The organism is Corynebacterium sp. MSK006 (genome assembly GCF_030232385.1).
In the GTDB taxonomy this organism is placed as follows: domain Bacteria; phylum Actinomycetota; class Actinomycetes; order Mycobacteriales; family Mycobacteriaceae; genus Corynebacterium; species Corynebacterium frankenforstense_A.
This window is the reverse complement of sequence record NZ_JASPJZ010000002.1, coordinates 28,664-41,254: the sequence shown is the minus strand read 5'-3', so window position 1 is coordinate 41,254 and position 12,591 is coordinate 28,664. Positions and strand designations below refer to the sequence as shown.

The 12,591-nt window shown below is 67.2% G+C and carries 11 protein-coding genes; all 11 read left to right on the top strand.

Annotation, left to right across the window (positions count from 1 at the left end; genetic code table 11):
- Window positions 1-309: 309 nt before the first annotated feature.
- The 11 genes from ctaC (at window position 310) to QQA02_RS01535 (ending at window position 12,579) form a co-directional block, all read left to right on the top strand.
- Window positions 310-1,422, top strand: coding sequence for an aa3-type cytochrome oxidase subunit II (gene ctaC, locus QQA02_RS01585; protein ID WP_284776285.1), 1,113 nt, complete (start codon window positions 310-312; stop codon window positions 1,420-1,422).
- Between the two features lie 18 nt (window positions 1,423-1,440).
- On the top strand, window positions 1,441-1,872 hold the full coding sequence (gene ctaF, locus QQA02_RS01580) for an aa3-type cytochrome oxidase subunit IV (RefSeq protein ID WP_284776287.1): 432 nt from the start codon (window positions 1,441-1,443) through the stop codon (window positions 1,870-1,872).
- A 911-nt stretch (window positions 1,873-2,783) separates the two neighbouring features.
- On the top strand, window positions 2,784-3,398 hold the full coding sequence (gene ctaE, locus QQA02_RS01575) for an aa3-type cytochrome oxidase subunit III (RefSeq protein ID WP_284776275.1): 615 nt from the start codon (window positions 2,784-2,786) through the stop codon (window positions 3,396-3,398).
- Between the two features lie 87 nt (window positions 3,399-3,485).
- A complete protein-coding gene (gene qcrC / locus QQA02_RS01570) occupies window positions 3,486-4,373 on the top strand; it encodes a cytochrome bc1 complex diheme cytochrome c subunit (protein WP_284776277.1) in 888 nt (295 codons plus the stop codon).
- A complete protein-coding gene (qcrA, locus tag QQA02_RS01565) occupies window positions 4,370-5,587 on the top strand; it encodes a cytochrome bc1 complex Rieske iron-sulfur subunit (RefSeq protein ID WP_284776279.1) in 1,218 nt (405 codons plus the stop codon). The genes qcrC and qcrA overlap by 4 nt, the downstream gene beginning before the upstream one ends.
- On the top strand, window positions 5,587-7,218 hold the full coding sequence (gene qcrB, locus QQA02_RS01560) for a cytochrome bc1 complex cytochrome b subunit (RefSeq protein ID WP_284776281.1): 1,632 nt from the start codon (window positions 5,587-5,589) through the stop codon (window positions 7,216-7,218). Before qcrA ends, qcrB begins: the two co-directional genes overlap by 1 nt.
- A 547-nt stretch (window positions 7,219-7,765) precedes the next feature.
- Complete coding sequence (locus tag QQA02_RS01555) at window positions 7,766-8,179, top strand: hypothetical protein (protein WP_284773073.1); 414 nt, start codon at window positions 7,766-7,768, stop codon at window positions 8,177-8,179.
- Window positions 8,097-9,512, top strand: a complete 1,416-nt coding sequence (locus QQA02_RS01550; RefSeq protein WP_284863075.1) for an HNH endonuclease signature motif containing protein — start codon at window positions 8,097-8,099, stop codon at window positions 9,510-9,512. Before QQA02_RS01555 ends, QQA02_RS01550 begins: the two co-directional genes overlap by 83 nt.
- A 69-nt stretch (window positions 9,513-9,581) precedes the next feature.
- Window positions 9,582-9,935 carry a hypothetical protein gene (locus QQA02_RS01545; RefSeq protein WP_284863074.1) on the top strand — a complete coding sequence of 118 codons (354 nt, stop codon included), beginning with the start codon at window positions 9,582-9,584 and terminating at the stop codon, window positions 9,933-9,935.
- Window positions 9,936-10,486: 551 nt separating this feature from the next.
- Complete coding sequence (locus QQA02_RS01540; protein WP_284863072.1) at window positions 10,487-11,074, top strand: C40 family peptidase; 588 nt, start codon at window positions 10,487-10,489, stop codon at window positions 11,072-11,074.
- Between the two features lie 500 nt (window positions 11,075-11,574).
- Entirely contained in the window at window positions 11,575-12,579 is a 1,005-nt protein-coding gene (locus tag QQA02_RS01535) for an NlpC/P60 family protein (RefSeq protein ID WP_284773078.1), read from the top strand.
- Window positions 12,580-12,591: the final 12 nt, after the last annotated feature.

The following is a 12,591-nucleotide window of genomic DNA, read 5'->3' as shown; positions in this document are numbered from 1 at the left end:
CTGTTCCGGCGCGCGCCGCGGGCGGTCCCGGACGACCCGGGACAGGGGTGCTGAAACTTTGAGGTGGCCCCGGTACACCCGAAAGGTTCCCCACACGGGTGCAAACTTCCGATTGATCTATATCTACGCCCCCAGATGTGCGCGCGCGGCGTTAAGCCTGGTACCTGTGCAATCGTCTCACCTGTGCAAACACCGGGATTCTCACGGTCGGGTATCACCGTGGTTTCAGCTTGGGCATCGACTATCCTCCTGATTAGGAACGTTGAGATGTGTCCTCTACAGCTGCGTAGAAAAGAAAGGCAGACACACGTGGAACAGCGAAACAGGCGGGGTCTCGGCCGGAAGGCCGCGGTCGGCGCGCTGATCGGCGCCGCCGGCATGACTCTCGCGGGCTGTGACGTCCAGCCCCCGGAGCCGGTCTCGAACCTCCTGCACATGGGGTGGCCGGAAGGCATCACCCCGGAGGCTCACGAGATGTACAACTTCTGGATCTGGGTCTGGGTCGCGGCCTGGACCATCGGCATCATCATGTGGGGCATCTTCCTCTGGGGGATCTTCCGCTGGGGTGCCAAGCGCGCCGAGAAGAACGGCAAGGGTGAGTTCCCGAAGCAGCTCCAGTACAACATCCCGCTGGAGCTCGTGCTGACGGCCGTGCCGATCGTCATCGTCATGGCCCTGTTCTTCTTCACCGTGCAGACCCAGCAGAAGGTCGTCGCGATGGACAAGGACCCGAAGGTCGCCGTCGACGTCACCGGCTTCCAGTGGAACTGGAAGTTCGGCTACGCGGAGGTCGCCGCGGACCTCTCGCCGACCGGCCAGGACTGGGATGGCACCGACGAGGAGCGTCAGCAGCAGGCCGAGGACAGCAAGTACGACCGCGACGAGAACGGCGAGGTCAGCACCGAGCACGGTGACAACCCGATCCACGGCCGCTCGAAGAAGGACCTGTCCTACCTCGACTACGACACCGTCGAGACCCTCGGCACCACCGAGGAGGTCCCGGTGCTGGTCCTCCCGACCAACACCCCGATCGAGTTCCGACTCGCCTCCGGCGACGTCTCCCACTCGTTCTGGATCCCGGAGTTCCTCTTCAAGCGCGACGTCTACGCGCACCCGGACGCGAACCAGCAGCAGCGTGCCTTCCAGATCGAGGGCATCGAGAAGGAGGGCGCCTTTGTCGGCCGTTGCGCCGAGATGTGCGGCACCTACCACGCCATGATGAACTTCGAGCTGCGCGCGGTCTCCCCGGAGGACTTCACCGAGTACATGAAGTTCCGCACCGAGAACCCCGAGGCCCCGAACTCCGAGGCCCTCAAGCACATCGGTCAGGAGCCGTACGCCACCTCGACGCACCCGTTCAACTCGGACCGCACCGGCACCCGCACCGGTGACAACGCCGTCGACCACAACCAGAACGCGTAAGGGGCGAGGAGAAGAGCAATGAAGGCTTCAGCAAAGATCATGTACGGGCTGTCGGCGTTCCTGCTGCTGATGCTCGTGATCTACATCTTCGCGACCATGTACGTGCAGGACGACGGCTACGTCCGCGGCCTCGAGTGGGCCGGCGTGGTCGCCCTGACCCTCTCCTTCTGCCTGACCACCATGCTCGGCGTCTACCTCCACTTCACGGAGCGGCACGCCGACGTCCTCCCCGAGGACTGGGAAGAGGCCGAGATGGAGGACGGCGCCGGTGTGCTGGGCTTCTTCAGCCCCAGCTCGATCTGGCCGCTGGCCATGACCGGCGCGATCCTCGTGCTGGGTCTCGGCATCATCTACATGCACTACTGGATGATCGCCCTCGGCGCGGTGCTGCTGATCTACACCGGCGCCATGATGAACCTCCAGTACGGCGTGCCGAAGGAGAAGCACTAAGGCCTGACGGCCACGCAGCTGTCGGCCCGGCACCCGTGGCCGGGCCACAAGGACCGGGCCCCGGTCTCCGTGACACACGGAGACCGGGGCCCGGTTCTTTGTGTTTGCCGACGCCCCGTCGGCCTCCGTCGCCGGTACCGTACCGTTGTGTGGTTGGCCGACGCGGCATGCGCCATGCCGGGGCCGGCCACGAGGCCGTAAAGGCTCGGGCATTGTCGGCACAGGGAAGCGGTGCCGGGGCGCGGCGCAGGGGAGTGGCGCAGCACGTGCCGTGCCCGGCGCAACGCCCGGAAGGGACGCGCCGGCGGTGATGGGAGCGCGGCGTCGGTAATCGGGGGAGCGGGCGGCGAGGGGGAAGATGTGCGCCCGGGGTGCTGCGCGCGCGGCGTCGGCAATCGAAGCGGTGGGGGAAGACAGAGGGCTGATCTCACGCCCACACGTGCATCCGCGGTGGTGGATCCGGGGACGGCGGGGCTCCTCGCGAAAGAGAGACGGCCCGGTCAGGGGTCGAAAAGGGGCTCGGGCGGAAAGGTTGAGACACGGGGTTGGGCACGTGCTCGTCTGAAAGAATGATAAGCGGGGGTTAGCCGAAAGTAGGAGAACGGCGAACCAGTTCCCGAAAAAACTATGAGGTATGTCACCCCGTAAACGCTTGCAATTCGGTGGGAAACCTGGCGCCCGAAAAGTCCGAAATGGTTTCAGGGGAAGAATCTCTCGGTGAGGTCCGGATTGTTTGTTCATGACCAGCGTCGATGAGTGGTCGGACGCGAGGGCGAAGAAGTTCCCGTGAGTTCCGACGAAATTTCTGCGGGCGCACATCGCCTCTCAACCTGAATAGGCCCTGTGACAGAGGTTCGGGGAGCGGGGGATACGACGTGACTGCCCCTTGGATTCCAGCCATACTTGAGGGCGTGACGAGCGCAATTTCTAACCCAGGTGCGACGGAACGCGAGCGCGTGCCGGCGCTGAATCGACCGAACATGGTCAGTGTCGGCACCATCGTGTTCCTTTCGCAGGAACTGATGTTCTTTGCCGGACTGTTCGCGATGTACTTCACCGCGCGTGCCAACGGCCAATCGGGTGACTGGGAGCAGCAGACCAGCCATCTGACCGTGTGGTACGCGGCGATCATCACGATCATCCTGGTCTCCTCCTCGGTGACCTCGCAGTTCGGCGTCTTCGCCGCGGAAAGGGGTGACGTTTACGGACTGCGGCGCTGGTACACCGTGACGATCCTCCTCGGCGTGATCTTCCTCTGCATGCAGGGCTACGAGTACGCCGAGCTGATCATGGAGGGCGTGACGATCCCGAGCAGCGTGTTCGCCTCGGTCTTCTTCATCACGACCGGCTTCCACGCCGCCCACGTGCTGGCCGGCGTCGTCGCCTTCGTGGTCGTGCTGCTGCGCGTCGCGAAGTCGAAGTTCACGCCGGCGCAGGCGACCGCCGCCATGGTGGTCTCCTACTACTGGCACTTCGTCGACGTCATCTGGATCGGCCTGTTCATCATCGTCTACCTGATCCAGTAGACGGGGCCGCCCCCGGGCGCAGTCACTGCGGCGCCCGCGGCCCCCGCCGAAATCAGCGACCAAAACTCTGAAAGCTAAAGGGAAACGATGGATACCACTCCCAAGAACCCCGCGCGGGCCGCGGAAGCGCCCGCGCCGGCGAAGAAGACGCGCTCGCGTCGTCGCGCGCGGCGGGCCGTCGGCGGTGCCCTCGCGCTCACCATCGGCCTGACCGGCGCCGGCGTCCTCGCCAGCGCCCTTACTCCGGACGCACAGCAGGCCACCGCCCAGCAGGATGATCAGGCGATCATCCAGGAGGGCAAGGACATCTACGACGTCGCGTGCATCACCTGCCACGGCGCTAACCTTCAGGGTGTGCCGGACCGCGGCCCGTCCCTCATCGGCGTCGGCGCCGGTGCGACCTACTTCCAGGTCCACTCCGGCCGCATGCCGATGATGTCGAACGACGCCCAGGCCGAGCGCAAGACCCCGCGCTACACCGAGGACCAGGCCCTGGCCATGGCCGCCTACGTCGCGGCCAACGGCGGCGGCCCCGAGCTCGTCTACAACGAGGACGGCTCGATCGCCATGGAGGAGCTCCGCGGCGCGAACTACGACGGGCAGATCCAGCCCGAGGACGTGGCCCGCGGCTCCGAGCTCTTCCGCCTGAACTGCGCCTCCTGCCACAACTTCACCGGCCGTGGCGGCGCGCTCTCCTCCGGTAAGTACGCCCCCGAGCTCGACCCGGCCAACGAGCAGGAGATCTACCAGGCCATGCTGACCGGCCCGCAGAACATGCCGAAGTTCTCGGACCGCCAGCTGTCCGCCGACGAGAAGAAGGACATTATCGCCTTCATTAAGTCGGCCAAGGAGACCCCGAACCCGGGCGGCTGGTCGCTGGGCGGCCTCGGCCCGGTCTCTGAGGGCTTCTTCATGTGGTTCGTGGGCCTGATGGTCCTCATCTCCGCTGCTATCTGGATTGGAACGCGCTCATGAGCGACAAGAACAACACCTACACGGAGCGCGAACTCGGGGCGATGAGCAACGACGAGCTCGCCCGGCTGGGCACCGAGCTCGACGACGTGACCGTCGCCTACCGCAAGGAGCGCTTCCCGGTCGCCAACGACCCCGCCGAGAAGCGGGCCGCGACCCTGCTGAACGTCTGGCTGACGATAGCCATCGTCTCCGGCCTGGCCTTCCTGGCCGTCTACCTCTTCTGGCCCTGGCACTACAAGGGCCACGGCGACGAGGGCCTGTGGATGTACACCTTCTACACGCCGCTGCTCGGCCTGACCGCCGGTCTGTGCATCGTGTCGCTGGGCATCTACCTGGTCCAGTTCCAGAAGAAGTTCATCCCCGAGGAGATCTCGGTGCAGCGCCGTCACGACGGCCCCTCCGACGAGGTGGACCGCCGCACGATCACCGCGCTGCTGAACGACTCCTGGCAGACCTCCACCCTGGGCCGCCGCAAGGCGATGCAGGGCCTGCTCGGCGTCGGCGCCGTGGCAGCCGGCCTGGTGATCATCGCCCCGCTGGGCGGCATGATCAAGAACCCGTGGAAGCGCCGCGAGATGGACTACCACGGCGACGGGACGCTGTGGACCTCCGGCTGGACGCTGCACGAGAAGGGCGTCAAGCTATACCTCGGCCGCGACACGGGCGCGGCCGCCGAGGAGCACACCTCGGACACCGGCACGCACATGACCACCCAGGGCATCTCCCGTCTGGTCCGCGTCCGCCCCGAGGACCTCGCCGCCGGCGGCATGGAGACCGTCTTCCCCCTCGCGGAGGAGGACGTCAACGACGGTGACAAGTACGACAAGCAGCGCGACGTCTACGAGCACCACATGCACTCGATCCACGGCCCGCGCAACGCGGTTATGCTGATCCGCCTGCGTTCCCAGGACGCCGCCCGGGTCATCGAGCGCGAGGGTCAGGAAGACTTCCACTACGGCGACTACTACGCCTACTCGAAGATCTGCACCCACATCGGCTGCCCGACCTCGCTGTACGAGGCGCAGACCAACCGCATTCTCTGCCCGTGCCACCAGTCGCAGTTCGACGCGCTGCACTACGGCAAGCCGGTCTTCGGTCCGGCCGCCCGTGCGCTGCCGCAGCTGCCGATCACCGTGGACGAGGAAGGCTACCTCGTCGCGGAAGACAACTTCGCCGAACCTGTCGGCCCGGCCTTCTGGGAGCGTGAGTCCTAATGAGCAACAAGCTCGCCGAAATCGGCAACAACATCGACTCGCGGTACACAGCCGCGGCCGGCATGCGCCGGCAGATCAACAAGGTCTTCCCGACGCACTGGTCCTTCCTGCTCGGTGAGATCGCCCTCTACAGCTTCATCGTCCTGCTGCTGACGGGTGTCTACCTGACGCTCTTCTTCGACCCGTCGATCACCAAGGTGATCTACGACGGCGCGTACCTGCCGCTCAACGGCGTCGAGATGTCGCGCGCCTACGAGACCGCCCTGAACATCTCCTTCGAGGTGCGCGGTGGCCTCTTCATCCGGCAGATGCACCACTGGGCGGCCCTGCTGTTCATGTTCTCGATGGTCGCGCACATGCTGCGCATCTTCTTCACCGGTGCGTTCCGCCGCCCGCGTGAGGCCAACTGGATCATCGGCTGCACCCTGCTGATCCTCGGCATGGCCGAGGGATTCATGGGCTACTCCCTGCCGGACGACCTGCTCTCCGGCGTCGGCCTGCGCATCATGTCCGCCATCGTCGTCGGCCTGCCGATCATCGGCACCTGGCTGCACTGGCTGATCTTCGGCGGGGACTTCCCCTCCGAGCTGATGCTGGACCGCTTCTACATCGCCCACGTCCTGCTGATCCCGGCCATCTTGCTCGGCCTCATCGCCGCGCACCTGGCCCTGGTCTGGTACCAGAAGCACACCCAGTTCCCGGGCGCCGGCCGCACCGAGAACAACGTCGTCGGCATCCGCATCATGCCGGTCTTCGCCGTCAAGTCCGTCGGCTTCGGCCTGCTGACCTTGGGCGCCCTGGCCCTGATGGCCGGCCTGACGACCATCAACGCGATCTGGAACCTGGGGCCCTACAACCCCTCGCAGGTCTCCGCCGGTTCGCAGCCTGACATCTACATGCTGTGGACGGACGGCGCAGCCCGTGTCATGCCGGCCTGGGAGCTCTACCTCTTCGGCTACACCATCCCCGGCGTGTTCTGGGTGGCGCTGCTCGCCGGCGCCATGGTCGTCCTGCTGATCGCCTACCCGTTCATCGAGAAGAAGACCACGGGCGACGACGCGCACCACAACCTGCTGCAGCGTCCGCGTGACGTCCCGGTCCGCTCGGGTCTGGGCGCCATGGCCCTGACCTTCTTCATCCTCCTGACTCTCTCGGGCGGCAACGACCTGATCGCGTTCCACTTCCAGATCTCGCTGAACGCGATGACCTGGTTCGGCCGCATCGGGCTGCTGGTCCTGCCCCCGATCGCCTACTTCGTCACCTACCGGATCTGCATCGGCCTGCAGCGCTCCGACCGCGAGGTCCTGGAGCACGGCATCGAGACCGGCACGATCCTGCAGATGCCGAACGGTGCGTTCATCGAGGTCCACCAGCCGCTGGGCCCCGTCGACGAGAACGGGCACCCGGTCCCGCTGCCGTACGCCGGCGCCAAGGTGCCGAAGCAGCTCAACCGCCTCGGCTTCGCCGACAGCGAGACGAGCGGCATCTTCTCCGCGGACCCGGAGGACATCCAGCGCCGCAAGCGCGAGATCCGCAAGGAGAACGAGCGCGAGGAGCACAATATGCTCGAGCGCCTCAATGAGGCCAACCGTGAGGCCGACCGGTCCCGCGGAGAGGACGTCGACCACTAAGCGTCGAGCGCCCGTCACCGACCCCGTCACCCGCCTTCCCGGCGGGGGACGGGGTTTTCTCGTGTGTGGGGGAGGGGGCGCGGAACGGGTCGTCGATCCTGACGGGGGCGGGGGCCTCGTGTGTGGGGGAGGGTGGGGCGCCGATGCTGGCACATCCGGCGCATCCGGCGGGCAGGCGGGCTGTCCGCGCTTGGGTGGGGGTGGGGTTTGGTTTGGGTCGGAGGACGGCTGATTGCCGAGGGGGCGGAGGATGGGCTCGGGATGGGGACTAGCGGCGGGGGGAGTGAGCTCTATTCTCGTGGGCCACGGGGCGGGGGATCTGCATGTGGGTCGATCCGCGTCGGGTATCGGCGGCGATGTCTATCCGCGGATGGGGTACGTAGGGCTGTTTTAGCCGCGTATGCGCTGGTAAAAGTCGATCAATCGAAAACCCTTGCGATCGAACGCATGTGCCTGGAAGTTGGTGGGCAGACAACGACAGTTCGGGGGGAATTCAATCGGTCGCGACGCGGCCGCCCCGGTATCGAGGCCCCGGGAGGTGACCCCGATGACCGTGACCGCTTCGACCCTCGCCGGTGCCGCCCGTGCTGGGCCGGCGACTCCGCGTGTCCGTCGGGCCGCCTCTCTTGTGCAGACGATCTCGGGCGCCTACGGGGAGCTCGCGGACCTGATCGGCCCGTCGGTGGAGGCCCGGGAGTTCACCGCGATGCTGCCCTCTCTGATCGACCTGGAGAAGACGCAGGGGTCCAAGACCGCTGTGGACGACGCCGTGGCCCATCTCGCCGGCCTGCATCACGCGGGCAACCTGACGGGGACGCGCCGCGTGGACCTCTTCCCCGCGGAGATCTTCGACCTGACCCGTCGTGAGGCCCGCGCGCGTGGACGGGGCGGAGAACATCTACGGCCCGGCCCGTCCGGCGGGCCCCGCTCCGGCGCAGGAGACGGATGGTCTGGATGTTGATGGCCCGGATGTGGGCGATCCCTCCTCGGAGCCGGAGTCGGATGGTTCGGGGTCGGGCGAGGATTCTGGTCCGGGCCAACAGCCGGGATCCGCCGATGCGGCTGGGGCCGGTCGTGGTGCCGATGACGACGCCGTCCCTGGTGGGGTCGGCAGGGACGCGGAGGACGCCTCCGAGCGTGCCCGCAGAGAACGCGAGGAACGCGAGAGCGTCGAGCGGGAACGAGAAGAAGCGGAGCGGGCTGAGCGCGCACGCAAAGAGAAGGAAGAGGCTGAGCGGAAGAAGGCTGAGTGCCGGGCCGCGGAGGAGCGCCGGCGCAAGGCTGAGGCCGACCGTCGGGAGGCCAACCGTCGGGCCCGTGAGAAGAAGCTCGCGGCTGAGGAACTGCGCATCATCAACAACGAGCTGCGCAGTCTCAAGGACGGCGCCAGCGTCGGTGCGGAGGAGCTGCGTCGCCTCGCTGTGGAGGAGGCCGACAAGCGCGGACCGGAGGATCTGCGCGACTGGCTGCGCGCCCGCGTAGCAGAGGCTAACGGCGCCTTCCGCGACCCGCTGACCGCCTACATGGACCGTTGGCCCTGGATGTCGGAGCCTTACGCGGACGGCGGCGCCTGGATCAAGGGCTACATCCCGCCGGCCACCGTGGCCGTACTCAAGCACCTCTTCATCAAGGTGAAGCCGGGCTTCGACCGACCGGGCGAGGGCGATGACACCGTGGACCTCTCCGGGCTGTCTATTCCGGGCCTGTCCGGCGTAGTCGCTACGCACGGTCCCGGCTGTGGCGAGCGGGGCGTGCCGGACCGGCGCACCCCGGGCCAGCGCAGGGCGGACCTGTTCCTGCACATGGCCACCGCCTACGCGTCGGGCCAGACCTGCAACACCGGGTGCGCGAGCATCGTCGCGTCGCTTGTCGCGGAAGATCTCACGAACATCGACATGGCCGCCGGCACGGCGATGATGGATCCGGAGGCCGCCGGCCGACTCTGGGGGAGGACCTTCCCGACGAACACTGGGGTGCAGGTCAGCCTCTTTGACTTGATTGTGCTCAAAGCCGGGGCGCACGACTTCGTGGTCCTGCACGGAACCGACGGCAACCCGCTGATCGCGGGTAGAGCACGAAGACCGGCGAGCTTCGTCCAAAAAGTCGCGGTATTCGCCAGAGACCAGGTCTGTTCCTATCCGGGGTGTACCGCGTCAGCCGACGAGTCCGAACTCCATCACCTGGTCGCGTGGTTGAACGGTGGGCGCACCGACATCGAGAACCTGACGTTCCGATGTAAGGACCACCACGGAGACAACAACGACAAGCGGGACAGGTATGCCTCGCGCGGCTGAGCCGAGCGGGATCCGGAGACCGGGCGAGTGGGGCACACCCCACCGGCGGCGTCCTCGGACACGACCAACGTGATCGTCAACGAGACCGAGATGGCGTCGACGTCCGCGGGCGAGCGGATCAGGAGGAGGTACCAGAAGAAGTCTGTCTCCGATGAGGAGGAGACGTGGATGGCCGACTACGAGGACTGTCACGCCGAGGAAGCGGGAGAGGGAGCGGCCGGGAGCTATGGCGGAGACGCATCCGGGTGGTCCGGTGGTGCCGTCAGGGACCTCTACGGGGAAAATGACACCTTCGACGACACCGATCCCGACGACGGTGAGCTCGGCGGGGGAGCGCCTGGAAGCGGAGCGCCGGGAGGTCGAGCGCCGGGAGGCGGCGGCCCGGAAACGGCCGGCGGCCGGCCGACCTTTTTCAGTGCCTGAGATTCAGCGCCTGAGGCGGGATCGCGTCGGGGAGGAGCCGCAATGAGCCAGGATCCAATGTGACAGGATCGGACGGCATCGTTACGTAACCGGATCGGGGGCTGCAACCGTCGTGGGGAGTGCTCCCCGAGACGGCCGAAAAGGTCCATTTTGAAGCTCCGCGGGGCATGTGTGACGAAGCGCACAATATTCGTTCGGATGCATGCCCGCACATTTTCGGCGACGCGCATGCATGCGCGGCGTGGTCAATTTTCTGCGTCGTTTATGCAGTACACGGGCCTGTTTCGCTGATGTGTCAGCGGAAGTGAGGGTCGGTGGTCGAGGTTGGTGTAGGAAGTGTCGCGATTTGATAACGGACCGATAACGGCTTCGTGTTTGCCTGTCGGTTGGACACGACTTGTTGCCGTTTCGTAACCTGATCGAGACCTTGCCGCCGGGGGAACGCCCCGGATGCATGAAACGAACGAAGAAGCCAAGCCGCGCTCCGCGAAGAACCAACAACCTTCGGGACCGGTACGCGAGAGCAAGACTTGAGATTGGGAGAATCATTCGTGGCTAAGCACCGTCGGCAGACCAAGACCACCCGCCGTATCGCCATTGCCTCCACCGCCGTCGCGATGGGCGCCACCGCCATCAGCCCCGCCGTCGCGGGCGCCGCCGAGGTCCAGATCCCGAACGCCGGCTACACCGTCGACGTTCCGGGCCTCGAGAACGTTCCGGGCATCCAGGATGTCCCGGGCTACAGCGACTACGTCGTCCAGAACAACACCGCCGCCGGCTCGGCCGCCCCGGCTTCCCAGAGCCAGCGCATCGTCGAGATCGCGCAGTCCAAGATCGGCTCGCCGTACGTCTACGGCGCCGCCGGCCCGAACGCCTTCGACTGCTCCGGGTTCACCTCCTGGGTCTACGCCCAGGTCGGCAAGCAGATCCCGCGCACCTCGCAGGCCCAGGCCTCCGCGGGCACCCCGGTCGCCTACAACGACCTGCAGCCGGGTGACATCGTCTCCTTCTACGGCGGTGCCTCCCACGTGGGCATCTACATCGGTGACGGCAAGATCATCGACGCCCTGAACTCCGGCACCCCGGTCGGCGTCCGCACGCTCGACTACATGCCGTTCAACAACGCGGTCCGCTTCTAAGAGTCAGGACCCCGCGTCACTGACGCCACCGGCCGAGGCAAGCGGTCGGTGAGCGTGTCGCAGGCCCCCGCATCCCGGGTACGTCCCGGGGCGGGGGTTTCGTGCTGTCCGGGGTCGGCGTCAGTTTCAGAGGGTCGCCTCGGCGTCGGCGTCGCCGTCAGTGTCCGCCTCGGCATCGGCGTCGGCGCCGCGGTCGGGCTTTGTGCCGGCGTTGCGGCCGAGCTGTCGCTGTCGCGGCCGCCCGCCGACGCACCCCTCTGACCTCAATTTTCACACCGGTCACGACGTCCCGGTTCCCGTTAACATTCCGTGACCTTGCAGGCTATAGTCTCTCTTTGTCCACGCACAGCGTCCCCGTTCCGAACCGACCGGAATCCGACCGGGCCGACCGGCCCACCGGACCCCGCCCGGAACCCCGACCGAAGCCGCAGGCACCTCGGCCGACCACGGCGGACCCGCGTGCCCTAAGTTTTCGTCCCGCCTTCCCGGAGGTAGCCCCCGTGCGCTCTCACTTCATTCGACGCGGCCTGTCCGTCGTCGGCGTCCTCGCCGTCCTCGGCGGCTCTGCCCACGTCGCCCAGGCCGACGAGGTCGACGACCTCCTCTCCGAGATGGACGAGCTCTCCCAGGAGGCCTCCGCGAAGAACGAGGAGGTCAAGGACCTCGAGGACCAGGTCGAGGAGTCCCGCCGCAGCGTCGACGAGCTCGACGGCAAGGTCGCCGCGACCCGCGAGGCCGCCGACCGCGCCCTGGCCGAGGAGCGCGCAGCCCGCGAGGGCGTCGACCTTGTCGCCGGCTCCCGCTACCGCGGCAGCTCCACCGGCGACGCGGTGAGCGTGCTCGGCGCCGACAACCCGCAGATGGCCCTCGACCGCTCCGCCTACCTGTCGACCCTGGGCCGCCAGGCCGAGAAGTCGGTCAAGGCCCTCGAGGACGCCACCGCCACCGCCGACCGGGAGCGCGACCGCGCCGCCCGCGCCCGCGCGGAGGCCGAGTACCGCAGCAACCGCCTGGCCATCCAGCTCGAGGACCTCAACGAGGAGAAGGAGGAGCTCGAGGCGCGCACCGCCGAGCTCAGCGAGCGCATCGACGGCCTCGACGAGGAGGCCCGCGCCCGCTGGGAGAGCAAGTACGGCCCGCTCGCCCCGACCCTCGACCCGGCCGCCGCCGAGGGCGTGGTCGGCGCCGCGCTGAGTAAGCTGGGCTCGCCCTACAGCTGGGGTGCCGCCGGCCCCGACGCCTTCGACTGCTCCGGCCTGATGTTCTGGGCCTACCAGCAGCAGGGCAAGTCGATCCCGCGCACCTCGCAGGCCCAGATCGCCGGCGGCACGCCCGTCTCGCGCGCGGACCTGCAGCCCGGCGACATCGTCGGCTACTACCCGGGCGTCACCCACGTCGCCATGTACATCGGCAACGGCCAGGTCGTCCACGCCTCGGACTACGGCATCCCGGTCCAGGTCGTCTCCGTCGACTCGATGCCCTTCGCCGGCGCGTCCCGCTACTGACCCGTACCCCCT